The following is a 25129-nucleotide window of genomic DNA, read 5'->3' as shown; positions in this document are numbered from 1 at the left end:
GGGGGCCTCCGTGGCTGTGACGGTCATCACGCGCCCTGTCGTCGTGCCGCCCCGGATCGGACGGCCGAGGCGTCTGTACTGGTCATTTACCTCGTGACCGGCCGATTCGCGGCATGCGCCAGTACACTCGGCGATGTCCCGCCACGACTGTTCGACCGTTCGTTCAGTGCGCACGGCGCCGGGGTGGAAACAGGAGATCGGAGAGCTGTGTCCACGCGACCCGCAGGCCACAAGGCCATCGTCGAGGCTGCCCGGCATGAGTTCTCCGAGCGGGGCTACGGCGCGACCTCGATCCGCGACATCGCGCAGCGCGCCGGGGTGAGCCTGTCCGCCCTGTACTACTACTACAAGGGCAAGCAGGACCTGCTGGTCGCCATCCTCGACGACGGTCTCGACGCCTACTTCGGCGCGTGCGACCAGGCGTTGGAGGCGGCGGGTGACGACCCCGCCGAGCAGCTGGAGGCGCTCGTCGCGGCGACCGTCCGGTTCCGTACCGACCACCCCGTGAAGAGCAGCATCGTGCTGACCGAAGGGCGCAGCCTCGAGCCCGAGCACCTGGCGCGCTACCGGAAGAACGAGGCGCGCGGCACCCAGCAGTTCCGCGAGGTGGTCGAGCGGGGCGTGGCACAGGGCATCTTCCTCACGCCCTATCCGGACGACGCACGGCGCGCGGTCATCGCGATGTGCAACGCCATCGCGGAGTGGTACCAGGCGGAGGGCCCGGTGTCCGTGGACGAGCTGGTCGAGCGGTACGTGGCCCTGGCGCTGACCGTGGTCGAGTACCGCCCCCGCGCGGTGCGGCGCCCCGCGCGCGCCTGACACCGAACAGCAACGGCGTCACCCGGCGGGGGTGGCCGTCAAGTGCGGCGATCCGTCGTCGTCCAGGAACTCGACCACCGCGAGAGCGATGAGCGCGCACAGGGCGATCCACACGATGACGACGCCCGTCGGACGGTCCCACACCAGCATGATCACGGCCGCCACGACGACGACCGTCCAGTTCAGCCATGTCTTCGCCCGGTGCACCCATGCGCCCACCGGGCCGCCCGTGAGGCCCGCCGCGTCGCGCACCGCGCCGATACCGCCGCGCCACATGGCCGTGACCCGGGTCGCCGCCCGGCCCTCGCCGGTCAGCCACGCGGCGAGCGCCACCACGACGCCGACGGTGATCACCATGCGTACCGTCGTCCGCAAGAACCGCACGAGCGCGTCGTAGACGGCGCCGGCGGCCGGCTGCGACACCCCGGAGGGCAGCCCGTCGAGATAGATCGCGCGGAAGACCCACAGGCCGATGCCGAGGAGTGCGGCGCCCACGGCGATGGCGATCCCCGCCGCCACCAGGGCGCGCCGCTTGCGGACGGCCAGGAGGACGGCGACGGCCGCGAGGACCAGGGTGAGGATCGGCAGCCAGACCCCCAGGAGCTGGAGCAGCCGGAAGCCCTTCTTGATCTTTCCGATGGAGTCGGACTTCAGGACCGTGAAGTCGGTGTGCACCTCGGGGATCTTCGAGGCGACGCCGAGGCCGCGGTCGACGAGCCGATGCTTCGCCTCCTCGATGACGGGAGCCAGGTCGATCGTCACCGTGTCGTTCGTGAGCTTGACGGCGCCGCCGCCGCTTCCGGTCAGCGCCTTGTCGACCGCCGTGTGCACACGCCGGTTGAGGCCGGTCCACAGTTTCTCGAACTCTTTACTCGACACGAACTTCTGGACGGTGTTGTGCACAAAGCCGCTGAGTCCGCTGGTGAGCGGGCCGCTCAGCCTCCCCAGCGCCTTTTCCAGCCTCGGCCGGTCGGCGGGTGCCACGTCGCTGAGGAGCGTCTTGAGATCGATGTTCTCCATGACGACGTTCGTGACGCGGTTCGTGACGGCCGCCTGGACATCGGGATCGGAAGCGAGCGGTTTCATCGTCGCCACATAGCGATCGGTGTCGCCGACGATGTCGCTGGCCCAGGTCGCGACCGCGCTGAGCGGCGTCAGGATCGCCACGAGGACGATCAGGAGGCCCGCGAAGAACGAGCGCAGATGGTGCCGGGGCCGGGGCCGCGCCGGCCCCGCGGACTCCAACTGGGCGACCCGGGAGCGCAGCTCGGCGATCTCGTCGCTCGCGCCCGACGGGGGACGGTCCTCACGGTCCGGTGTCATGTACTCATGGGATGCCATGCCGTGGCCGGGGGCCCGCTGGATTAGTGCGTATGGGCGGCTGTCGCACCCGGTCACCGCCGTCACGGGGTGACGATCGCGAAGTCCGGATCGTTCTCGTCGAGGAGCGAGAGCAGGGTGTCGAGGGCGCCCAGGTCGCCCGAGTGATAGACGCCGTGGAGTCCCTTCCCGGCCAGCAGCGTGAGGAGTTGGGGCTTCGTCAGCGTGAGGGACAGGTCCGCGCTGTCGGCGGGCCGGGTCGTACGGGTGTGGACCAGGACACCGTTGTGCAGCGTCATGCGGTACATCTCGCCCAGGTCCGACAGATGCCAGTGCAGGGTGAGCGAGTGCTGCCACGCCCGGGGCCCGTCGACCCGGACCGCGAGTGAGTCGAAGAGCTGCTCGACGTTCAGCGCGGCGCTCATGTCACCGCCGCCGATGCTGGTCCTCTTGATGGCGCCGCGCAGCTCCTGGGCGCCGGTGAGGTAGCAGTTGCGCCAGGTCGCGTTCTCCGCGCCGTGCGCCAACCGCTCGAAGGTCTGCGCGAGCAGTTCCTTGGCGTCGGCGTTGTCCGGCGCGGCGAACACGGCGTGCCTCAGGAGCTGGGCGGCGAACCGCAGATCGCCCTCCTCCAGGTACGTACGCGCCTTGCCGAGCACCGCTTCGAGCCCGCCCATGCAGTCGACGTAGCGCTCGGCCGTCTCGGTGGGCGGGTGCTCCCAGAGGGAGGCGGGGTTGCCGTCGTACCAGCCCATGTAACGCTGGTAGATGGCCTTCACGTTGTGGCTCACGGAGCCGTAGTAGCCGCGCGCGTGCCAGGCCGCGGAGAGCGGGGGCGGCAGCTCGATCAGCTCGGCGATCTCCGACCCCGTGTACCCCTGGTTGAGCAGCCGCAGCGTCTGGTCGTGCAGATACGCGTACAGGTCGCGCTGTTCCGCGAGGAACGACCTGATCCGGTCCGAGCTCCAGGTCGGCCAGTGGTGCGAGGCGAACAGGACGTCCGCGTCGTGGCCGAAGAGTTCGATGGCCTCGTTGAGGTAGCGGGCCCAGATCCGGGCGTCGCGGACCACGGCGCCGCGCAGGGTCAGGATGTTGTGCAGGTTGTGCGTGGCGTTCTCGGCCATGCACAGGGCGCGCCGCTGGGGCAGCAGGAAGTTCATCTCCGCCGGCGCCTCGGTGCCCGGCGTCATCTGGAAGCGGAACACGACGCCGTCGAGGGTCAGTTCCTGTCCCGTGTGCCGGACCTCGACGGTGGGCGCCACCAGTCCCGCGGTGCCGGTGGACGCGGTGAAGCCGAGGCCCATCCCCACGAGACCCTCGGGCCCCGGTTCCAGGTTGGCGCCCGAGTAGTAGGCGCCGCGGCGCAGCATCGCCGAACCCGCGTACACGTTCTCCGCGACGGAGTGCTCCATGAAGCCCTGCGGGGCGACCACGGGCACGCCGTCGTCAGGTCCGACGACGCCGAGCACGCCGCCGAAGTGGTCGAGGTGGGAGTGGGTGAACACGACGGCGGCGACCGGCCGTTCACCGCGCTGCGAGCGGTACAGCTCCAGGGCGGCGGCCGCCGTCTCGGCGGAGGCGAGCGGGTCGACGACCACGACCCCGTGGTCACCCTCGATCAGCGTCATGTTGGAGAGGTCGAACCCACGCACCTGGAAGACGCCCTCGGTCACCTCGAACAGACCGGCCCGCGCGCAGAGTTGGGACTGCCGCCACAGGTTCGGGTGCGCGGTGTCGGGACAGTCCTCGTCGAGGAACGCCGTGTCGTCGAAGTTCCACACGACGCGTCCGTCCTCGGCCGTGATCGTGGAGGAGAGCGGTGGGGAGACGAGACCCCGGTCCGCCTCCTCGAAGTCGGACCGGTCGGCGAAGTCGGGGGAAGAGGCAGGGGTGTCGGAGGTGGTCACGTCGGTCTCCCAGGGATGTGTGTCAGCGCCGCGCTTCGGTGCCGTACGCGCGCAGGAAGAGCGCTTTCACCTGCGCCATGTGCTCGATCTCGGAGGGGTCCACGCTCTCGTTCGGGGCATGGATCAGGCACTGCGGTTCCTCCACCCCCATCAGGACGATCTCCGCGCGGGGATACGCCTGGGCGAGGACGTTGCACAGCGGGACGGAGCCGCCCTGGCCGAGGAACTCCATGGGTCTTCCGTACACGTCGGCCATGGCCCGGGCACTCCTCGGGCGGGTACCGGCGCGGGTCGGCGACGGACGGGTCGGCGACGAGCTCGCTCAGGTCTGCCTTCGCCCGGGGCGTCAACTCGGCGATCCGGGCGGCCAGTTCACTGTCGGGCGCGGGCATGCCTCATCGCCTCACTGTGTCGTCGGTCCTGAGGTCGTCGACCTTGTCCTTGATCTTCTCGAGCTTGTCGGGGCAGTAGACGCCCAGGATGATCGCCTCGGCCTCCACGGCCCGCCGGTCGGAGATCACCGGCCGCTGCCCGGGGCCGCCCGCGCCGTTGGACAGGTGGATCTTCCACAGGCCCGACTTGAGGGCGGACCCGGGATCGTCGCAGGCGTTGCCGCCGTCGGTGCCGAGCGTGCGGACGACGCCACCGGTGTCGGGTCTGGAGTAGCCGGCGGCCACCAGCTCGTCCGCGAGCTGCTGGGCCTTCTTGTGGGCGTCGTCGGTCGTCCTCACGCTGTCGTACTGGATGACTCCGACGACCACGAGGGCCAGCAGCAGGAGGATCGCGCAGACATAGATCCACCGGTGCTGCGAGGCGAACCGGGTGGGGCTCACGTGGCGCCCCCTTCGTCGGCCGCCGACGCGGGGTCGCGCCAACTCGGCCTGCTGAGCTTGAGGAAGATCCCTGGGATCACCAGGCCGAGGATGACGAGCCCGCCGCCGACGAGGCCGATGTACAGCCACACGCTGTTGCCGCCGAACTGCGAGGACGGCACGAATCCGATGGCCAGCGCGGCGAGCGAGGCGACCAGGCCGACGCCGCACAGCAGCGTCAGAGCCGGTGCGCGGTAGCCGCGCGGGTGGTCGGGCTGCGTCCTGCGCAGCCGGATCGCGGCGGCGAACATCAGCAGGTAGACGATCAGGTACACCTGCGTCGTGATCACCGAGAAGATCCAGTACGCGCTGGAGACATTCGGGATCAGCGCGTACATCAGAGCGATGGCCGTCGTCACGACGCCCTGGGTGACGAGGATGTTCTGCTGGATGCCGTTCTTGTTGAGCCTCTGCAGGAACGGCGGCAGATAGCCCTCCTCGCGGGAGATCATCAGCAGGCCCTTGGACGGCCCGGCGAGCCAGGTGAGCATGCCGCCGAGCGCGGCGGCGATCAGCATGACAGCCGCGATCGGGGTGAGCCAGCCGACGTGGAAGTACGAGAAGAAGGCGTGGAACGCCTGCATCACGCCCGCGGTGAGGCTGAGTTGGTCGGACGGCACGACCCAGCTGATGGCGAGCGCGGGCAGGATGAAGATCAGCAGCACGAGCCCCGTCGCGAGGAACATCGACTTCGGGTACTCCTTGGCCGGGTCCTTCAGCGAGGAGACGTGGACCGCGTTCATCTCCATGCCGGAGTAGCTCAGGAAGTTGTTGACGATCAGCACCAGGCTGGCGAGCCCCGTCCACTGGGGGAGGAGGTTCGCCGCCCCCATGGGGGCGGCCGATCCGTTGCCCTGGCCGAGGAAGACAAGGCCGAGGACGACGAGGATCGTGCCCGGGATCAGCGTGCCGATGACCAGTCCCCAGGACGACAGTCCGGCCACGGCCCTCGTGCCGCGCGAGGAGACCCAGACCCCGGTCCAGTACAGGACCATGATGACGATGGCCGTGTAGAGGCCGTTGGAGGCGAGCGAGGGGTCGATGACGTACGCGATGGTGCTGGCCACGTACGCGAGCAGGCTCGGGTAGTAGAAGATCGTCATGGCGAACTGGCACCAGACGGCCAGGAACCCGAGCGGCTTCGACAAGCCCTCACTGACCCACCGGTAGACACCGCCGTTCCACCCCGACGCCAGCTCAGCCGAGACCAGGGCGGTCGGCAGCAGGAACACGACCGCCGGGACGATGTAGAGAAAGACGCAGGCCAGGCCGTACACGGCCATGGTCGGAGCGGCCCGCAGACTTGCCACCGATGCGGTCGTCATCAGCGCCAGCGTCACCCACTTCAGGGCGGGCGCCGCCACCGGTGGCGCCGTCTTCGCCCGCGGTATGGGTTCGTCGGACGGGACGTCCATGGTGGTCATACGGGCCCTCCCGGGGTGCGTCGGCGGACCCCGGCGCCACCGGTGCCCGCGTCGCTCGGACGACGCCGTGCGTCCAAGTGGTGCGTCGTTGCACAAAATTGGCATAGCTTGTGCCGGTTCGCACCTGCTGTCGGGCCGGGTCGGTACGCCCGCGGGGCGCGGCGGGAGGGGATCCGCACCGTCCCCGGGCCGGTCAGCTCTCGGTCAGATGCCGCACCAGGACCGGCACATGGCTGTGCTCGATGTCCTTGACCGAGGTGACCAGCGTGACCGTGCTCGTACGGGCCAGCGCGCGCAGCTTGTCCGTCAGCTCCACGCGGTCCGGCTCGGCGAGCTCGTCGCGGTAGCGGCGCTCGAACTCCGGGAAGCGGGATGCGCGGTCCTCGTGGTACCACGAGCGCAGCGCGGAGGACGGCGTCAGGTCCTTCATCCACTCCTGGACGTCGGCCCGCTCCTTGGAGACGCCGCGCGGCCACAGGCGGTCCACCAGGACCCGGATTCCGTCGTCCGACGACGGCGGATCGTAGACCCGGCGGACGCGGAAGTGCGGTTCGGAGCTCTTGGAGCGTTCTGTCATGGCCCAATTGTGCGGAGTTTTCCCCGCCTCGTGTCCTCGGTGGTCCGCCGCTGCGGTGACGGCCCCGGGCTGCCGGGGCCGTACGTCGTTCGCCTCACCCGAGTGGCGGTCGCGCCGACGCCGTGTGAACAGTCGGACATGACGCACGCACCGCACGAACCCCGAATCCCGACGGCCGAAGGCACCCACGAAGAGCCCCCCGCCGCGCCCCAGGGCCCGCTCGGACGCCTGGCTCAATCCGCGTGGCAAGTAGTGCTGCTGGCCGGCATAGCCGCCCTGATCCTGGGCGTACTGGTCCTGGTCTGGCCAGGGGCGTCCCTGTTCGCCGCCGGAGTGCTCTTCGGTGTGTATCTCCTGGTCACCGGCGTATTCCAGCTGGTGGCCGCGTTCGGCACCCATGTCACGACCGGGCTGCGCGTGATGGCCTTCATCAGCGGCGCGGTGTCGATCCTGCTCGGCCTGTTCTGCTTCCGCGGGGCGACGCAGTCGATCCTGCTGCTCGCGCTGTGGATCGGTATCGGCTGGCTGTTCCGCGGAATCACCCAGACCGTCGCGGCCGTCTCCGACGAGGCGATGCCGGCGCGCGGCTGGCAGATCTTCCTCGGCGTCGTGAGCGCGCTGGCCGGTGTGGTCCTGATCGTCTCGCCGTTCGAGTCCGTCGCCGTACTCACCCTGGTCGGCGGCTGCTGGCTGATCGCGGTCGGCGTCGTGGAGATCGTCACGGCGTTCCAGCTGCGGGGCAAGGCGAAGCGGATTCCGCACGGAGTGTGAGGGTGCCGATGGAGACGGGCGGGCGCGCGAGCGCCGGGCGCCCCATCGGGACGCCCGGCGCGACTGCTCGGCCTCTCGGTGACGGTCAGACCGCGACCGTCTCCTCCATCTCTTCCTCCGCCTCCGACTCCCGGGCCTCCTCGGCCTCACTGCGGGCGGAGCGCGCGGGGGCCTGCGCCAGGCTGTGCGCGCCCTGCCGCCGGGGCTCGGCGGCGGCACCGCGCCGCCGCTCCGTGAGCGCGGCCAGACCCATCACGACCAGGCCGACGACGAGCCAGACGGCCAGCGTCCACACGTTCCTGGCCAGGTCGTGGCTGCCGAAGTAGAGCAGGCTGCGCGAGCCCTCGACGAAGCCGGCGCCGTTCCAGAAGGAGTGCAGGGTGCCGAAGAAGCCGTTCTGGAGCTCGGGCCGGTAGAGGCCGCCGGAGCTGGTGAAGTTCAGCATCACGAACAGCACCATGAGCGCGAGCGTCGTCCACCGCTTCAGGAACGTGTGCAGACCCACGCCGATGAAGAGGATGCCCGCCGAGTACAGCCAGGACATCGACCACATGCCCCACAGGCCGTGGTGGGCCAGGTGGAACACCGGTCCCGCGAGAGCCGCGCCGACGAGGCCGACCACGCCGGACACGCCGACCACGAGCGCGGCGCGCGTCCGCATCGACAGGGCGGAACCAGCCGCTCCGATCACGGCCACCGACGCGTACGAGCCGATGCTCAGCGCCACCAGCAGGAAGAACAGGCCCTGGCCCGTCGGGTCGTCCGAGACGGTCGGGGTCACGTCCGTCACCTTGAGCGGCACGCCCTGCCGCGTGGCGACCGGCGTGAAGATCTTCTCGGCGGTGATCGCGCTCATGTCGGAACCGGCGGTCGCGACGATCAGCTCGGGTGACTTCGCGCTCAGGACGTACGCGCCGTCGATGTCACGGGACCGGAGCTGCTCGACGGCGGCCGAGCGGCTGTCGAGCGTACGGACGTCGAGGGCGTCACCGGCCTTGTCCTTCACCGTCTGGGCGAAGACCTTCGCCTCGGGCCCGGCCCCGACGACCGCCACCGGCAGATGGTGCGGCTCGGGCGCCACAAAGGCACCCATGTACGCCAGCCCCATGCCCACACACATCAGCAGCGGGGTGATGAGGTGCGTCAGGACATGGCGCAGGGCCGGATTCCGCACGCCGTGCACGGCGCCCGAGGACTCGGAGCGGTGTGCCTTGTGGTCGGCGGGCATGGGCAGGACCTCCAGTGATGGACGGAGAACAGAGGTGGGCGTTGGTGTATACAACTCAATGAGTTGGCGTTTACAACCTTCGCTCACGTTGTACTATACAACTATCTCGTGGCGATGAGGCCGGGGGAGGGTGTGACGATGGCCACCGCGAACCCGCGGTGGCCATCGCGCGCCTTTCGGCCTGCTGGACGTCGAGGCCGTCAGGCCTGCGGGAGGTCCAGCTGGTACTCGTACGTCCGATGCGTCGGCACGTAGCCCAGCCCGTCGTTCACCGCGCGCATGGGCGTGTTGCTGTCGGCGGTGTCCGTGAGCAGACCCCCGAGCTTCGGGTGGCGGGCGCGGGCGCGGAGAACGGCCTCGGCCTTCATCCAGCGCGCGAGACCGTGACCACGGTGCTCGGGCAGCACGCCCGTGCCGTAGTGCTGCCCGTCACCCGTGCCGTCACCCGGAACGACGAGCTCGGTGAACCCCACGACCGTGCCGTCGGAGGCGTCGACCGCCGCGACCGTGTCGAGGTGTTCGCCGCGCCGCTCGACGGCCTTGGCCACCGCGCGGACCCGGTCCACGTCCCAGGGCACCGTCCCGTAGTCGGTGTCGTCCATGGGCATGTCGTCCATGGCGCGACGCGACGCGGCGAACGTCGCGGCCAGGTGGTCCGGAACCGTGCCTTCCCAGGAGACGAGCCGGTATCCGGGGTGCTCCGCACGCGCCGTGCGCGTGAGGGCCGCGATGTCCGCGTCGGCGAGCGGGAGCCGCGCGTACGTCAGGTTCAGCACCCGGCGGAATCCTCGCGCGGCCAGGAACAGGTCGGCGGGTGAACCGTCGTCGGCCGGGGCGGTGAGCGAGCGCCGCCCGTCGGCCTTCGCGGCCGTCACCGCCGCTTCGAGGAGCCGGGTACCCGCGCCGCGACGGCGTTCCGCGGGATGTACCTGAAGGGACAGCTCGGCGAGATGCCGCTGCCCGTCCAGGTCGATGAGCCGCAGGAACGCCGAGCCGACCGGGTTCCCGTCGGCGTCGGACGCCAGCCATGCGAGGCGGCGGACGTCCGGACCGCCGGCCGGATCGGTCAGCGGTGTGAGGTGCAGCGACAAGAGGGCTCCTTGTACGGGGAGTTGCGGACGCGGCAGAACCTAACCGGGCCGGCGCGACCCCCGCAAAGCAATTGAGTGGGCACAGGCCGGGCGCGCACGGCCCGTGCGCGTTCGGGTCATGTGCCGGAACCGTCCGCCCGCGCCCATTCCCTATTTCTGGAACGAGTTCTACTGTGTGCGCCGTCAGGACCGGGACCCGGTGTACCAGCGACCGCCAGGAGGGGCCGTGCACCTCGAATACACGCCCGAGCAACAGCAGTTGCGCACGGAACTGCGCGCCTACTTCGCGGAGCTGGTGCCCGACAACGCGTACGCCCGCTACGAGGACCCGGCGGCGCAGAAGCGGTTCTACCGCGAGACGGTGCGCCGGCTCGGCACCGACGGGTGGCTCGGCGTCGGGTGGCCGAAGGGGTACGGCGGGCGTGGCCTCACGCCCATGGAGCAGTTCATCTTCTTCGACGAGGCCGCGCAGGCGGGCGTGCCGCTGCCGCTCATGGCGCTCAACACCGTCGGCCCCACGATCATGCAGTACGGCAGCGACGAGCAGAAGGCGTACTTCCTGCCGAGGATCCTCTCCGGGGAGCTCGACTTCGCCATCGGCTACAGCGAGCCCGACGCGGGCACCGACCTCGCCGCGCTCAAGACGCGGGCGGTGCGCGACGGGGACGAGGCCACCGGCCACTACACGGTGAACGGGCAGAAGATCTGGACGACCAACGGCGACACGGCCGACTGGGTGTGGCTCGCCGTGCGCACCGACCCGGACGCCCCGCCGCACAAGGGCATCACCATGCTCCTCGTGCCGACCTCGGACCCCGGCTACTCCTGCACGATCATCAGCACCCTTGCCTCGCACGACACCACGGCCAGCTACTACGAGAACATCCGCGTCCCCGTCAGCCGTCGCGTCGGTGAGGAGAACAAGGGCTGGAGGCTCATCACGAACCAGCTCAACCACGAGCGGGTCACTCTCGCCGCCCACGGCACCATGGCGATCCGCGCGCTGCGCGACGTGCAGCGCTGGGCCATGGACACCAAACTGGCCGACGGGCGCCGCGTCATCGACCTCGGCTGGGTGAGGAAGCGCCTCGCCCAGACCCACACCCGGCTCGACGCGATGAAACTCCTCAACTGGCAGATGGTGAACGCCGTCCAGGAAGGCAGCCTCACCCCGCAGGACGCCTCCGCCGTGAAGGTGTACGGCTCCGAGGCGCGGCGCGAGGCGTACGCCTGGCTGATGGAGGTCGTCGCCGCGGCGGGAGCGCTCAAGGAGGGCTCGGCGGGCGCGGTCCTGCACGGAGAACTCGAACGCGGCTACCGATCGGCAGTGATCTTCACGTTCGGCGGCGGCAACAACGAGATCCAGCGCGAGATCATCTCCTGGATCGGCCTGGGGATGCCGCGCGTCCGCCGCTGAGGCTCCACGGCCGACGCAGGTGTCGGTGTGACGCATGAGGGGGTCGGCCCCTGGCTCCCGGGCCCGTCCCCGTTCCTGCCGTACCCGCTGCCTCGCGGAACGCGCGCGTCACCCGGCTGACGCGCGACGGCGCCCTCGGTCCGTACCGCGTGCCACCGCGCGGCCGGGGTCAAAGGCGTTCCTTCGTAAGGACGTTGGGTGCCCGGCGTCAGCCGACCTGCCCGGGCCGGCCGCATGGTGATGTGGTTGATGTCCACGCCCGCGGGCTGGTTGACGACGAAGACGATCGTGTCCGCGATGTGCTCGGCGGTCATCGCCGGCGCCGCTTCGGGGGTGCCGCCACGCTTGTCCCGGAACGGGGTGTCCACCGTCCCGGGGGGGGGCGACGACGGTCACGCCGACCCCGTCCTTGCCGCGACCGGCAGTCGGGTGTTCTGGACTCATGACTGTGCGTCAGGGAAACCGCAAGGGCGCCGCCTCGCCGTAACTGGGCCGGGGGGAAGGCTGCAGTTCCGCGTCACGTGCTCGTTGAGATGTCCAGGCCATCCACGGCAGGATCGCCAAGCCTCCCAGGACGACGCCGACCACGTCGGTGACGGTGGGCCCCCGGCCCGACGGAAACACCATGAGAACCAGAACGACGACCGCGGCCTTGATCCGGGCGTCCGCCAGCGCGCGCCAGGCGACCGTGGCCAGGGGCACCGCCCCCCACAGCAGGTACCAGCCCTGCACGGCGGGGGCGCACACCACCAGGGCCAACAGTGCCAGGGCCGTGGAGCGTTCGGCGCCGAGGCGGGGAGCGCGCGCCAGGAAGTACAGGGCCCCGCAGAGCCCTGCCAAGGTCCCGATCGTACGCATCACCGTCACCGGGTCCGGTGTGGTGACCCAGCCGGCTTCGGTCCCGATCCACCGCAGCAGCCGACCGACGTCCGTGGTCAGCGACATCGGCGTGTACGAGTGGGTCGGCGTGCGGAGCGTATCGAGCCAACCCCAGCCCAGCCCGCAGAGTGTCACCGTCAGCACCAGCGTCCCGACGGCCGTGAGGAGTACCCCCGCCGCGCGGCCCAGCCGTCGCCACCAGCCCGTCTGCCCGGCGACCGTCACCAGGGCGGCGCACCCCAGGGCCACCGCGGCCGGGGCCTTCACCAGCGCGGCGCACGTCAGCAGGACAACGCCCAGAACCCATCGTCCGGACCGGCACGCCACAAGACCGGCCATCATCAAGCCGAGCATCAGCGCCTCGTTGTGCGCCCCGCCCACCAGGTGGGCCAGCACCAGCGGATTCAGCGACGCCGCCCACCAGGCTCCTGAGCCGTCGCCGCCCGACCGCGTCGCGAGCCACTGAACCGACCAGGCCAGCAGGGCGAGCCCGGCGAGAGCGGCCACCCGATGGAGCACGACGGCGGTGACCACATGGTGTTCGCCGGTCAAGAAGACAACGGCCCGGCTCACCACGACCGAGAGGGGTCCGTACGGAGCCGGAGCGTTCTGCCACACCTCCGGGACGTTCGCGGCGAGCGGCCCGCCGAGTGCGGAGGGGCCGATCTCGTAGACGTTCCAGGAGCGCCCGGCCAGTGCGCCCTGGGCCACGTAGCTGTAGATGTCCGTGCTGAACAGCGACGGTGCCGGAAGCAGAGGCAGCGCCCAGCCGCCGAGCGTGAGCCACTGCCGTCGTCTGCTCATCACCGCACCGGCCCGCAGCAGCGTGCCCAACCGCCACCAGGACCACAGCAGCAGACCGAGTCCCGCATACGCCGCCGTCGCGCCGATCAGCGCGAGAGCGGGGCCCGGGGATCCCCAGATCCCGTCCGGTACGCCGCGTGGCAGGGCGCCGGCGCCCCAGGCACCCGCTGAGAGCAGCACGGAACCCCACATGCCGCGTTGTGCCCAGACCCGTGTATCGATATCCGCCGCTCTCATTCGGTCGAAGGTAGAACGCTTTGCGGATCACCGCACCCAGCTCCGCCCCAATGGACGGAAAACGCAGGGTGTCGCCTGGCCCGCGGCAGGGTCGGGTCCACGGTCACAGCTTGGATCACGCGCCGCGACGCGGTCCACAAGGATGACCAGGATGTGGACATGCGCACGGGCGATTTCCGGCCGGTGCATACGATCCGACGGTACGTCCCCGCACCACACCGGAAGGCGCTCGTGAGCTCCACCTCCCCCCTGTCCACCAGCACATCTCCGGTGACGCCGTCGGGCACGGTGCTGATCCGCTCCGCGGCCGACGTCTCTGATCTGGTCAACTCGGGTACGGCGCGCGGCCGCCACGCCAAGATGATCGTGATCATCGCGCTCGGCGGCATCTTCCTCGACGCCTACGACCTGAGTTCCCTGGCCTACGGGCTGCCCGACATCACGAAGCAGTTCGGCCTCAGTTCCACGATGGCCGGCACGGTCACCGCCTCGATCAGCGTCGGTTCGCTCCTCGGCGCGCTCGTCGGCGGCTGGCTGGTGGACCGCATCGGCCGCTACCGCGTCTTCATGGCGAACATGCTCTTCTTCGTCGCCACCGCGCTGGTGTGCGCGGTCGCGCAGGACGTGTGGACGCTGATCGGCGCACGCTTCGTGATGGGCATCGGCGTCGGCATGGACATCCCCGTCGCGATCGCGTTCCTCGCCGAGTTCTCCCGGCTGCACGGCAAGGGCAGCAAGGGCTCCCGCACGGCCGCCTGGTCCCCCGCCTGGTACACCGCGACCAGCGGCTGCTACCTCGTGATCATGCTGCTGTACTTCCTCCTGCCGGACGCCCAGTTGGGCTGGCTGTGGCGGTTCACCGTCGGCTTCGGCGCGGTGCCCGCGCTGCTGGTCCTGCTGCTGCGCCGGCGCTACATGAACGAGTCCCCGACCTGGGCCGCCGACCAGGGCGACCTGGAGGGCGCGGCGAAGATCCTGCGCCAGTCGTACGGCGTGGACGCGCGCGTCGCCGACGACGCGCCCAAGACGGCATCCCGTCCGCCCCGGACCGGCCTCGGCGCGTACGCACGGCTCTTCACCCCTCCGTACCGCACGCGCACGATCCAGTCGGTGGCGGTCGGTCTGGCGGAGACCTTCGGCTACAACGCGGTCGCGTTCGGACTGCCGATCATCATCGCCACACTGATGACCCAGGGCCCGCTCACCACGATCGCGTCCTCCTTCACCCTGAACCTCGTCTTCGCCCTGACCGGCGGGCTGCTCGGCATCCGCTGGGCGTCGACCCGCGGCGCCTGGCCGATGATGACGCTGGGATTCGCGATCCAGTTCGTCGCCGTCACGGTGCTCGGCCTCATCGGGGATCCGTCCGGGACGGCGTTCGTGACGGGGGGCATCCTGATGCTCGGCGCGTTCATGTTCGCCCAGGGCTTCGGCCCCGGCGCGCACATCATGAGCTACGCCTCGCTGGGCTTCCCGACGTCGATGCGCGGCGTCAGCATCGGCTTCAACCAGGCCGTGCTGCGCCTCGGGTCGACGCTGACCCTGTTCTTCTTCCCCATCCTCAGCACCGGCCTCGGCACCCACGTCTACTGGGTCATCCTCGCCGCCCCCGTCCTCGGTCTGATCGCTCTGCTGTCGAAGCGCTGGGAGCCGATCGGCTTCGACGCGGACGCGGAGGAACGGACGCGGTCCGGGACGGCGACAGCCAAGGCCTGAACCCGGGGCGACCGCGTCGCCTCGCCGGTAGCGTTGTGCTGAGGCGCCGAGCAGAGATCCTTGATCGCGCCGGGACCGCTGATGCGAGGGAGAGGCGGCGACGTGGTGGGCACAGAGGCGGAAGAGGGGCGGGGCGATCCCGGGCTGTTCGGGCCCGGATCGGTGACCTGGCAGGTGCACGCGGATCCCATGATGTGGGTTGCCGGTGTGCGTGCGCTCTACTTTCAGGCGCTTCTTCCGCGGGCCGTGCGCGGCGTCATGCAGAACTCGGACTTCCGCAAGGACGCCTGGGGGAGACTGATGCGGACGGCCGGCTTCGTCGGAACGACCACGTACGGGAGCACTGAGGCCGCCGAGCGTGCCGGTGCTCGCGTGCGGAACATCCACCGCCACCTCACGGTCACCGACCCCGACACCGGTGAGCGGTACGGGGTCGACGAGCCCGAGCTGCTCCTGTGGGTGCACTGCGCCGAGATCGACTCCTACCTCCACGTCGCGCGCCGCTCCGGGTTCCGGCTCACGGACGCGCAGGCCGACCAGTACATCGCCGAACACCGCACCAGCGCCCGGCTGGTCGGCCTCGACCCCGCCGACGTCCCCGGTGACCTGGCCCAGCTCGCCGCGTACTTCGAGAGGACGAGGCCCCTGCTCGCCGCCGGTCCGGAGGCCCGGGACGTCGACGACTTCCTGCGCAGGCCGCCCGTCCACCCGCTGCTGATCCCGGCGCGCGCGACACTCTGGAGGCGCGTGTCGCATCTGGCGTACGCCTCTCTGCCGCCGTACGCCCACGAGTTGTACGGCAGGCCGGCCCCGACACCCGCCGCCGTGACCCGAGGGCTGCGGTTCACCGGCACCGTCCTGCGCTGCGTTCCCGCACGTGTGCGCTGGCAACTCCCGCCCAAACACATCCTGCGCGCCATGTCACGACTCGGCCCCGGCAGCCGTCCGGCACCGTACAAAATCGGGAGTCGCACGGCCATACTGGACAGGCCGGGGAGGGCGCAGCGAGGCGACGGGGGCGACAGCGCGAGATGCCGGAGTCGGGGGAGACCAGGCTGATCCAGGGCCGGTACCGGCTGCTCGATCTCATCGGGCGGGGCGGTATGGGCGAGGTGTGGCGCGCCAGGGACGAGTCGCTCGGGCGCAGAGTCGCGGTCAAGTGCCTCAAGCCGATGGGGCCGCAGCACGACCAGTCCTTCACCCGTGTCCTGCGGGAACGCTTCCGCAGGGAGGCTCGCGTCGCGGCCTCCCTCCAGCATCGCGGGGTGACCGTCGTCCACGACTTCGGCGAGCACGACGGCGTGCTGTACCTCGTGATGGAGCTCCTGGAGGGCAAGAACCTCAGCCAGCTCCTGGAGGACAACAAGCAGCACCCGCTCCCCGTCGCCGACATCGTCGAGATCGCCGGCCAGGTCTCGGCCGCGCTCGCCTACACGCATGAACAGGGCATCGTCCACCGCGACTTGAAGCCCGCGAACATCATGCGGCTCACCGACGGCACGGTGAAGATCTGCGACTTCGGCATCGCGCGCCTCGGCCACGACATCGGCTTCACCGCACGCCTCACCGGCACCGGCATCGCGATGGGCACCCCGCACTACATGTCGCCCGAGCAGATCGGCGGCGACCACGTCGACCGGCGCAGCGACCTCTACTCGTTCGGCTGCGTGCTCTACGAGATCGCGACCGGAGCGCCGCCGTTCGATCTGGAGGACGCCTGGGCCGTCCTCGTCGGGCACCGCGACACCGTGCCCGAACCACCCCGCACCCACCGGGCCGAGCTCCCCGGCTTCCTGGACCGGATCATCCTCGACCTGCTCGCGAAGGAGCCGGACGAGCGGCCGCGGGACGCCCGCGAACTGGCCCGCCGGATCGGCGAGGGCCTTTCCCCGTCCGGACATGTGCCGACGGTGACGACAACCCCCGTACGCCGGACTCTGGTCGAGCCGCAGCCGCCGCTCTCCCGTGAGCCGCGGCTGCCGTCCTGGACGCGTGGCATGACGACCGGCCACAAGGCGGCCGGCCCGCCCGTCCTGCGCGGCACGCCGCCCGACGCGGGGGCGGGCCTTGCCGGAGAGTGGATCGCGCGCCCCGAGTCACGGCGTGGTGAACAGCCCGCGCGCACGGAACGCCCCACGCCCGCACCGGAGTCGGTCGCCCACCTCGCCGCCCGGCACAACGCGGGCCTGAGCCTCGGCCGGCTCGGCCGCTGGGAGGAGGCCGGCGAGGTGCACCGCGCCGTCGCGGCGGAACGCGAGCACGCGCTCGGCCCGGACCACCCCGACACGCTCGCCAGCCGCTACGAGGTCGCCTTCACACTCAGCCGCACCGGCCGCCCCGCCGACGCCCTGCGCGCGTACCGCCGCGTCACCGAGGGCTGTGCGCGCGTCCTCGGCCCCGAGCACCCCGAAACGCTCGGCGCCCGGCAGGAAATGGCTTACGTCCTCGGCCAGTTGGGGCGACACTTCGACGCGCACCAGGTGTACACGTCGGTGCTCGCCACGCGTGAACGGGTCATGGGGCCCGACCATCCCGACACCCTGCGCTGCCGCCACAACCTCGCGTACAACCTCAGCCGGCTCGGGCGCCTCGAGGACTCGTACCGCATGGCGTGCGAGGTCGCGTCGGCGCGCGCCCGTGTTCTCGGCCCCAGCCATCCGGACACGCTCGTCACACGGTGCGAAGTCGCCTACGCGCTGGGGCAGTTGGGGCGGTGGACCGAGGCCCTGCGCACCTACCACGAGGTGGCGGAGGCCCGCGAACAGGCGCTCGGCCCCGACCATCCGGACACTCTCGCCGCGCGCTACGAGGTGGGCATCGGCCTCGGCCGGCTCGGCCGCAGCGCCGAGGCACTCGGCCTCTACCGCGACCTCGTCGACGACCGTACGCGCGTCAGCGGCCCGGCCCACCCCGAGACCCTGCGCGCCCGCCATGGCCTCGGCGTCAACCTGGGGCGGATGGGCCGCTGGGAGGAAGCGCTCGCCGAGGCCCGCGACGTCTGCGCGATCCGCGCCCGGGTCATCGGCGCCGATCACCCCGACACGCTGGTCAGCCGACGCGAGGTGGCCGTCGGGCTCGGCTGGCTCGGCCGGTGGGGCGACGCGCTCGCCGAGTACCGGCGGGTCGCCGCGGCCCGCGAACAGGTCCTCGGCGCCGACCACCCGGACACCCTCGCCAGCCGCAACGACGAGGCGCACTGCCTGGAACAGCTCGGCCGCGGCACGGAGGCGGTCGAGCTGTACCGCCGGGTGGCGGCCCTGCGTCAGCAGCGGGCCTCCGGCGGACACTGAGGCACCGCGCGGGGGCGGCTGCCCGCGTGCGCGGCCCGAGATCCTCTCCGCCCCGCCGTCCGCGCCGCCGGCCCCGGGGGTCAGGGTCTGGCCCGGCATGATCGGATCGTGTTACCAAGGGGGATGCCAGCACACGAGCGCTACGACGTCGTCATCGTCGGCGGAGGCCACAACGGCCTCGTCGCCGCCGCCTACCTCGCCCGGGCCGGACGCTCCGTCCTGGTTCTGGAGCGGCTCGGCACCACGGGCGGTGCCGCCGTCTCGACCCGGCCCTTCGCCGGGGTCGACGCGCGACTGTCGCGCTACTCGTACCTGGTCAGCCTGCTGCCCCACAAGATCGTCGACGATCTCGGGCTCGACTTCGCCGTGCGTGGCCGCACCGTGTCCTCGTACACCCCGACCGAGCGCGACGGGCGGGCCACCGGGCTGCTCGTCGGCGGTGGTGAGGAGCGCACCCGCGCCTCCTTCGAGCGGCTCACGGGCGGCGGGCGCGAGTACGCCGCGTGGACCGAGTTCTACGAGACGACCCGCCGCGTCGCCGAGCGGGTCTTCCCCACACTCACCGAGCCGCTCCCGGACAGGGACGCGCTGCGCCGGCGCGTCGGCGACGACGCGGCCTGGCGGATGCTCTTCGAGGAGCCCATCGGCACGGCTGTCGAGGAGCGCTTCACGGACGACCTGGTGCGCGGCGTGGTCCTCACCGATGCCCTGATCGGCACGTTCGCCGACGCCCACGACGCGTCCCTCCAGCAGAACCGCTGCTTCCTCTACCACGTGATCGGCAACGGGACCGGCGACTGGGACGTACCCGTCGGCGGCATGGGCGCCCTCACCGACGCCCTCGCCACCGCCGCACGCGCGGCCGGCGCCGAACTCGTCACCGGGCACGAGGTGACCCGCGTCGAGACCGACGGACGCCGCGCCGAGGTGACGTACGCGTCGGAGAGCGGCGCGGGCCGCGTGGGCGCCGGGCACGTCCTCGTCAACGCGTCCCCGCAGGCCCTGGCCGCTCTCGTCGGCGACGAGCCGCCGGCGCCGGCCGAGGGCGCGCAGCTCAAGGTCAACATGCTCCTGACCCGGCTGCCGAAGCTGCGGGACACGTCCGTCGACCCGCGCGAGGCGTTCGCCGGCACGTTCCATGTCGCCGAGGGCTACGAGCAGCTGGCGACCGCGTACGACCAGGCGTCGGCCGGTTCGCTGCCCTCGGCGCCCCCGTCGGAGATCTACTGCCACTCGCTGACCGACCCGACCATCCTCGCCCCGGACCTTGTCGCGCGCGGCTACCAGACCCTCACCCTGTTCGGCCTGCACACCCCCGCCCGGCTTTTCGCGGGCGACAACGACGCCGCCCGCGCCGAGCTCCTCAAGGCCACCCTCGCCCAGCTCGACGCGCAGCTCGCCGAGCCGATCGAGGACTGCCTCGCCCTGGACGCCGACGGCCGGCCGTGCATCGAGGCGAAGACCCCGCTCGACCTGGAGCGGGACCTGCGCCTGCCCGGCGGCAACATCTTCCACCGCGACCTGTCCTTCCCCTACTCCCAGGAGGGGACGGGCCGTTGGGGCGTCGAGACCGCGCACGCCAACGTTCTGCTGTGCGGGGCGGGCGCCGTGCGCGGCGGCGGGGTCAGCGGGATCCCCGGGCACAACGCGGCGATGGCGGTCCTCGGCCACTGAAGCGGTCAGGCGCCGAGGGCACCGCGCAGCGCGGTGATCTTCCGCGGCAGGTCGTACTCGGCTCCTCCCTCGTGACCGTTGTACGGGAACACCTCGATCTCGGCGGGCCCCGCGTAGCGGTGGTAGGCGGCGAACACGGTGGACGACGGGCAGATCTTGTCCATCAGGCCGACCGAGAACCAGGCGGGGCAGGTGGCGCGCGCCGCGAAGTTGACGCCATCGACGTACGACAGTGTCTCCATCGCGGTCTCGACGCTGAAGCGATGGCCCGACAGCCAGCGCGCGATCTCCGCGTAGGGCCCGTTGTCCGTGATCTGCGAGGCGCGCCGGAAGTGGCACAGGAACGGCACGTCCGCGACGGCCGCCGACAGGTCGTCGCGCAGTCCCGCGACGGCCAGGGCGAGCCCGCCGCCCTGGCTGCCGCCGAGGACGGCGACCCGTGAGGCGTCGACGCGCGGGTGGGCCTTCGCGGCGTCCACGGCCCGGACGGCGTCGGTGACGAGCCGCCGGTAGTAGTGCCGGTGCGGGTCCTCGATGCCCCGGGTGAGGAAGCCGGGAGACGAGGAGCCATGACCCTCGGGCGCGATGTCGGGGGTGTCGGCGGTGTTCTTGCCGCCGCCGCCCTGCCCGCGGTTGTCCATCACGAGGTGGGCGAAGCCGAGCGAGCTCCAGGTCAGCCACGAGTACGGGATGCCGCGCCCGCCGTTGTAGCCGATGTACTGCACGACCGCGGGCAGCGGCTCCGCGTGACCGCGCGGCAGCAGCAGCCAGGCCTTGACGGGCTGGCCGCCCCAGCCGCTGAACGTCACGTCGTGCACGTCGACCGTGGCGAGGCCCGCGTCGTGCGCCGCGAACCGGGCGTCCAGTGGATGCCTCGCGGCCTCGTCGAGCGTCTTGGTCCAGAACGCGTCGAAGTCGGCGGGTTCCTCGGGCTCGGGACGGTAGTCCCGCAGCCGGTCGAGGGGCATGTCGAACAGCAAGGTCAGCTCCTGGTGAAGGTGAGGACGAAGGTGGCGCCGTGCGCCCCGGCCGTGTCGACGGTGACGCGTGTCCTGGCGGCGGTCCGCTCGGCCCGTGCGCCGGTGTCGGCGCGGGAGAGGGTGAGGCCGCGCAGCGAGAGGTCGAGCGTGACGCGGTCGCGCAACTGCGTGGGGTCGCTGACCGCCACGGTCACGGTCTTGCCGTCGGGCCGTACGAGGACGGAGGCGGGACCGTCGGCGGACAGCTCGCCCGCCCGGCCCGCTGCCCAGAAGTTCGCGGCGAGCAGCCCGTCCGCGCCGCGCCGTACGGCGTGCACGCTCGCCGTCGTGGCCACGGGGCGCACAGGCGGCGCCAGGGACAGCCGCCGGGTCCGGTCGGCGGACGCGCCCGGCGCCTGGAGCCAGCAGTACCCGGCGTCGGCCGGCGCCGTCCCGTGTTCCTGCCACAGCGTCAGATACGGCCGTGTCACCGGGGTGTCGGTGCCGTACTTGAGGTTGACCTCCCGCCAGGTCGCGGTGCGTTCCTCCCGCAGGGCCCGGACGCGGGTGGGGCGGGGGAAGACGTAGCCGCCGGTGCCGGCGAGGTGCAGCCAGCGGACGCCGGCGAGTTCGCCGGATCCGTCGAATCGGTTGCCGTCGACCGTCAACTGAGCCTGGGGATCGCGCAGTTTGCGGTTCTCGACGATCGTCTCCGCGTCGCCCGCGTCAGCGCTCACGCCCGACCCCATGTGCACGATCACGTCGTCCAGGCAGAACCAGCTCTTCAGGGCGCGCAGTGAACTGCCGTAGGCCCGCAGGTCCATCCCGTACGAGCCGAGTGTGGTGCCGGGCAGCGCGGCGCCGCCCGCCCAGTCGGCCGTGCTGGTGGTGCGCTGACCCTCCGCGTCTGTGGGGCGCCCGGTGAGGACGGTGGTGCCGGGCAGGCGCTTCGGGTCGACGGTGGGCCAGTAGTCCTCGCTGTAGTGGCCGAGATCGTCGTCGTACAGCAGCGTCATGCCGTCGGACAGGTGCCAGCCGTGCAGGTTCTCGTTCTGGATGGACTCGTAGTTGTAGATGCGCGTCGAGTAGGCGGAGACGCCGAACGTGAAGGCGGGCCTGTGGTGCACCACCTTGTCCATCCGCGGGTACTGACGATGCGTCACCAGCCTTCCGCGAGGCGGGACACTGGAACCGAGCACCTCGCGGGCGGCCACCAGCGAGGCGAGATCGGTGGCGGCGAGGAAGTCGCGGTAGGTGTCCTCGGTGATCCACTGCTTCAGCAGCGCGGTGAAGCGGTCGGTCTCCGCGGCCGGGACGCCGGGCAGCAGGCGCAGCACGGCCTCGATGACCGTCTGCGCGGAGACATGTCCCTGTTTGCTGGAGCGCGCGATCTCCCGCCCGCAGACCGGCGCGAGCATGTCACCGCGCGCCATCAGCGGGTCGAACCCCTCGGTCACCCAGCGCCGCACGTTGGCCACGTCGGGGTCGGTGACATCCCACGGTGTGGCGGCCAGGAGATGGAGGAGGCGGGAGAGATTGCCGAGGAGTTCCTTGCCGTAACCGCCGTTGTAGGGGTGCTTGTAGTGCTGGAGGAAGGAACCGTCGGAGTAGAAGCCCTCGCCCGTGCCCGTCTGGTCGTCGTTGAAGGCCAGCACGCTGTTCGCACCGGCCCCCTCCACGTCCGACAGCGCGTCACGGACGCGGGCGAGCGCGTCGGCGTCGTCGCGGAGCACGGCGTTGACGGCGACGACCGTGCAGATCCACACGCGGTTGGCACCCGTGGCGATCTGCCGGTCGGCGCGCCACAGATTGGGGTCGGGCGTGTAGTGCCGTACCGCGGACGTGACACGCGTGAGACGGTCCGCGCCCAGCACGTCATGGAGGAGGACCGCCGCGTCGTTGAGGGCGAGCGCGCAGCCGATCTCCCAGTCCCAGTCGTTGTCGAACCGCGCGAAGCCGGGCCCGTAGCGGTGGTCGAGCATCCAGTCCACGCCGCGCAGCAGGAGGCCGGCGGTGGCGGCGTCGGCGTGCTGCGGGGTGCCGGGGACGGCCCAGGCGGTGGCGAGCGTGGCCAGCCGTTTGAAGGAGGTGGTGACGTGGTTGGACACGGTGGTGCTGGTCAGGTCGGGCCACAGGCCGTCGGCGCGGCCGGGGTCGAGGCCCTGGGCCGCGGAGGTGCCGGCGCGGCCGATCCGGGCGACGGCGGCGGCGATCTGCGGGTCGGCCGGGTCGATACCGGGGCCACCGGTGAGCAGCCCCTGCCAACGCGCCAGCAGAGAAGCGGCGTCGGGGCTCTCCGAGGCCCGAGCGAACGGCATGGAGACGGGGAGCCCGGTCAGGGCGAGGGCGGCGGCGCCGCCGATCAGGACGGTGCGTCTGGAGGCGTGCGGAGTCATCAGGGGACCTCGCGAAGGGGTGGGAGACGGAAGAAGAGGGGGGGAGCGGTGAGTGCTCAGGCGGGGCAGGGGCCGGTCGGGTCGTACGCGCTGCCATAGGTGCCCACGGCATCGCCGCCCGTGTTGCCGCTCATCTTGTTGGTGCAGACGGGGCCTTGGGGCGTGCGCATGAACTTGATGCCGCCGCCCGCATTCGTGGTGATGGTGTTGCCGTACACGCTGGTGTCGACGCCGTCGGTCGCGGTGTCACCGCCGAGCCGGATCCCGGCGCCCGTGTTGTCGTGCACGGTGTTGTAGCGGAAGATGTTCCCGCTTCCCCGGGCGTCGAGGCCGGCCGAACTGGAGTCGCGCTGCTGGGAACAGTCGTTGTACTCGACGTAGTTGTTCGTCGAGTTCTCCTTGAGGTCGACACACTCGTTGCCGCGCGTGGCGATCGTGTTGTGGTCGATGCGGTTGTTGCGGCTCACGTCGGGCGCCGCGTCCGGAGCGCCGTTGTCGCCCTGCTGCTCGGGGGCCGTGCCCAGGTAGATTCCCTCGCCGTTCTTGCCGCCCGCGCCGAAGCGGAAGTCGGCGACGCCGCAGTCCGTGATCGTGTTGCCCGACACCTCGGCGCCCGTCACCAGATAGCGCAGGCGCAGACATTCGTCGGCGGCGTTCTTGAGCGTCATGCCGGTGATGCGCAGCCCGCCGACGCCGTTGCCCGGGGTGGTGCTCATGACGTAGACGAGCTTGAGCCGGTAGCCGTCCAGGGACGTCGACGAGCCGTGCAGGCCGTCGACGGTGAAGCCGTCGAGGACGGTGCCGTCGTGCTGCACCTGGATGACGCGGGCGTTGCCCGCGCCCTTGACGACCGCGCTCGACGGGCCGGTCACGGTGACGTTCGCCCTGCGGGTGACGGCGTCCTGCCGGTACGTTCCCGCGGCCAGATGGACGACCGCGCCGGACGGGGCGAGGTCGAGGGCGTGCTGGATCGTGGCGAGGGGAGCGGACGCGGACGTACCGGCGTTGGTGTCGCTGCCCGAAGGGCCGACGTAGTACGCGGTCGCCGCGGCGGCGGGGTGCGCGGGTAACGCGAGCGGGGCGGCCGCCGTGAGGGCGGCGACGAGCACGGTACGGGCGGTGCGGCTCATGCGGGGTTCCTTCCGGTCGGGGACGGATCGGCGAAGGACAGGGCGAGCAGAACGGGCACGCTCGGCCCCAGGAGCAGCGGGCCGAGCGGGACGACGAGCGAGAGCAGTACGGCGGAGACGACGGCGCCGAGGAGCGCGGTGCCGCGGGCGGGCGAGCCGAAGGAGACAGCGAGCGCGCCGCGCGTCCACGCGCCGACGGACGCCTCGGGAGCGATGCCCGCACAGGCCGCGAGCGCGGTGTGATGCACCACGACGGCCGCCGCGATACCCGCCTGCGCGGCGAGGAGCACGAAGGCGTACGGGCTCGAACTACCCAGCAGATAGGCGCTGTTGACGGCCAGCAGCGCGACGACTCCGGTGGAGAGCAGTCCGTGCCGCCACAGCGACCGCCAGTAGTGCGGAAAGGCCCTGAGCACGCCTGAGAACACACGGCTGTCGCCGTCCGTGCGCCAGCGCTGGAGGGCCCGGGCAAGCGCGGCGAGGGCGGGCAGCCAGGTCACGACCCCGAGCGCCAGCACCGCGAACGCCGCCCCGGCGGCCGCCGGATACGCCACGAACTCGAGCCGCCGCAGCAGCCCCCGGTCCGCGAAGCGGCCCGGTGAGAGAGCGGTCGCCATG

20 protein-coding genes are annotated in these 25129 nt (G+C 71.3%); 7 read left to right on the top strand and 13 right to left on the bottom strand.

Annotated features, from left to right (window positions below; genetic code table 11):
- The first annotated feature begins 207 nt into the window (after positions 1 to 207).
- Positions 208 to 819 (top strand): TetR/AcrR family transcriptional regulator, encoded by a 612-nt coding sequence (locus LGI35_RS07865; protein WP_227293176.1) that lies wholly within the window; start codon positions 208 to 210, stop codon positions 817 to 819.
- A gap of 18 nt (positions 820 to 837) precedes the next feature.
- Here the strand turns inward: LGI35_RS07865 and LGI35_RS07860 are convergent, their stop codons facing one another.
- The 6 genes from LGI35_RS07860 to LGI35_RS07835 form a co-directional block, all read right to left on the bottom strand.
- Positions 838 to 2142, bottom strand: a complete 1305-nt coding sequence (locus LGI35_RS07860; RefSeq protein WP_227293175.1) for a hypothetical protein — start codon at positions 2140 to 2142, stop codon at positions 838 to 840.
- An 80-nt stretch (positions 2143 to 2222) separates the two neighbouring features.
- Positions 2223 to 4046, bottom strand: a complete 1824-nt coding sequence (locus LGI35_RS07855; protein WP_227293174.1) for an alkyl/aryl-sulfatase — start codon at positions 4044 to 4046, stop codon at positions 2223 to 2225.
- Positions 4047 to 4068: 22 nt separating this feature from the next.
- The gene (locus tag LGI35_RS07850) at positions 4069 to 4302 is read right to left on the bottom strand and encodes a hypothetical protein (protein WP_376566532.1); all 234 of its coding nucleotides are present in this window, start codon (positions 4300 to 4302) and stop codon (positions 4069 to 4071) included.
- A 139-nt stretch (positions 4303 to 4441) separates the two neighbouring features.
- On the bottom strand, positions 4442 to 4879 hold the full coding sequence (locus tag LGI35_RS07845; protein ID WP_227293173.1) for a hypothetical protein: 438 nt from the start codon (positions 4877 to 4879) through the stop codon (positions 4442 to 4444).
- Complete coding sequence (gadC, locus tag LGI35_RS07840; RefSeq protein ID WP_227293172.1) at positions 4876 to 6342, bottom strand: glutamate/gamma-aminobutyrate antiporter GadC; 1467 nt, start codon at positions 6340 to 6342, stop codon at positions 4876 to 4878. The genes LGI35_RS07845 and gadC overlap by 4 nt, the downstream gene beginning before the upstream one ends.
- A gap of 193 nt (positions 6343 to 6535) precedes the next feature.
- A complete protein-coding gene (locus LGI35_RS07835) occupies positions 6536 to 6919 on the bottom strand; it encodes a DUF488 domain-containing protein (protein WP_227293171.1) in 384 nt (127 codons plus the stop codon).
- Positions 6920 to 7057: 138 nt separating this feature from the next.
- Here LGI35_RS07835 and LGI35_RS07830 point away from each other — a divergent pair, with 138 nt between their 5' ends.
- The gene (locus LGI35_RS07830) at positions 7058 to 7690 is read left to right on the top strand and encodes an HdeD family acid-resistance protein (protein WP_227293170.1); all 633 of its coding nucleotides are present in this window, start codon (positions 7058 to 7060) and stop codon (positions 7688 to 7690) included.
- 85 nt (positions 7691 to 7775) lie between these two features.
- Here LGI35_RS07830 and LGI35_RS07825 read toward each other — a convergent pair whose 3' ends face one another.
- Together LGI35_RS07825 and LGI35_RS07820 are read right to left on the bottom strand one after the other, a co-directional pair.
- Entirely contained in the window at positions 7776 to 8918 is a 1143-nt protein-coding gene (locus tag LGI35_RS07825) for a hypothetical protein (protein WP_423835687.1), read from the bottom strand.
- Between the two features lie 200 nt (positions 8919 to 9118).
- Positions 9119 to 10009: a GNAT family N-acetyltransferase gene (locus tag LGI35_RS07820; protein WP_227293169.1), complete on the bottom strand. Its 891-nt coding sequence runs from the start codon at positions 10007 to 10009 to the stop codon at positions 9119 to 9121.
- Between the two features lie 226 nt (positions 10010 to 10235).
- On the opposite strand from LGI35_RS07820, the gene LGI35_RS07815 reads away from it, so the two are divergent.
- Complete coding sequence (locus tag LGI35_RS07815; protein ID WP_227293168.1) at positions 10236 to 11426, top strand: acyl-CoA dehydrogenase family protein; 1191 nt, start codon at positions 10236 to 10238, stop codon at positions 11424 to 11426.
- A 453-nt stretch (positions 11427 to 11879) separates the two neighbouring features.
- On the opposite strand, the gene mptB is transcribed toward LGI35_RS07815, so the two are convergent.
- On the bottom strand, positions 11880 to 13301 hold the full coding sequence (gene mptB / locus LGI35_RS07810; protein WP_227300237.1) for a polyprenol phosphomannose-dependent alpha 1,6 mannosyltransferase MptB: 1422 nt from the start codon (positions 13299 to 13301) through the stop codon (positions 11880 to 11882).
- A gap of 276 nt (positions 13302 to 13577) precedes the next feature.
- Here mptB and LGI35_RS07805 point away from each other — a divergent pair, with 276 nt between their 5' ends.
- The 4 genes from LGI35_RS07805 to LGI35_RS07790 all read left to right on the top strand — a co-directional run bounded on the left by LGI35_RS07805 (position 13578) and on the right by LGI35_RS07790 (position 20026).
- Positions 13578 to 15062, top strand: a complete 1485-nt coding sequence (locus tag LGI35_RS07805; RefSeq protein ID WP_227293167.1) for an MFS transporter — start codon at positions 13578 to 13580, stop codon at positions 15060 to 15062.
- Between the two features lie 105 nt (positions 15063 to 15167).
- Positions 15168 to 16121 carry an oxygenase MpaB family protein gene (locus LGI35_RS07800; protein ID WP_227300236.1) on the top strand — a complete coding sequence of 318 codons (954 nt, stop codon included), beginning with the start codon at positions 15168 to 15170 and terminating at the stop codon, positions 16119 to 16121.
- The gene (locus LGI35_RS07795) at positions 16094 to 18352 is read left to right on the top strand and encodes a serine/threonine-protein kinase (RefSeq protein WP_227293166.1); all 2259 of its coding nucleotides are present in this window, start codon (positions 16094 to 16096) and stop codon (positions 18350 to 18352) included. The genes LGI35_RS07800 and LGI35_RS07795 overlap by 28 nt, the downstream gene beginning before the upstream one ends.
- A gap of 123 nt (positions 18353 to 18475) precedes the next feature.
- Positions 18476 to 20026: a phytoene desaturase family protein gene (locus tag LGI35_RS07790; protein WP_227293165.1), complete on the top strand. Its 1551-nt coding sequence runs from the start codon at positions 18476 to 18478 to the stop codon at positions 20024 to 20026.
- A 5-nt stretch (positions 20027 to 20031) separates the two neighbouring features.
- Here LGI35_RS07790 and LGI35_RS07785 read toward each other — a convergent pair whose 3' ends face one another.
- Genes LGI35_RS07785 through LGI35_RS07770 form a run of 4 tightly spaced genes read right to left on the bottom strand, consistent with a single transcriptional unit; the run spans position 20032 to position 25128 of the window.
- Positions 20032 to 21006 (bottom strand): acetylxylan esterase, encoded by a 975-nt coding sequence (locus LGI35_RS07785; protein ID WP_279348623.1) that lies wholly within the window; start codon positions 21004 to 21006, stop codon positions 20032 to 20034.
- 2 nt (positions 21007 to 21008) lie between these two features.
- Positions 21009 to 23381, bottom strand: a complete 2373-nt coding sequence (locus LGI35_RS07780; protein WP_227293164.1) for a polysaccharide lyase 8 family protein — start codon at positions 23379 to 23381, stop codon at positions 21009 to 21011.
- A gap of 56 nt (positions 23382 to 23437) precedes the next feature.
- Complete coding sequence (locus LGI35_RS07775; RefSeq protein ID WP_227293163.1) at positions 23438 to 24511, bottom strand: DUF1565 domain-containing protein; 1074 nt, start codon at positions 24509 to 24511, stop codon at positions 23438 to 23440.
- A complete protein-coding gene (locus LGI35_RS07770) occupies positions 24508 to 25128 on the bottom strand; it encodes a DUF624 domain-containing protein (RefSeq protein ID WP_227293162.1) in 621 nt (206 codons plus the stop codon). The genes LGI35_RS07775 and LGI35_RS07770 overlap by 4 nt, the downstream gene beginning before the upstream one ends.
- Position 25129 lies beyond the last annotated feature (1 nt).

Origin of the sequence: Streptomyces longhuiensis, from assembly GCF_020616555.1 — a bacterium.
In the GTDB taxonomy this organism is placed as follows: domain Bacteria; phylum Actinomycetota; class Actinomycetes; order Streptomycetales; family Streptomycetaceae; genus Streptomyces; species Streptomyces longhuiensis.
Note: the sequence above shows the minus strand (reverse complement) of the source record. Positions and strands in the feature narration are given on the sequence as shown.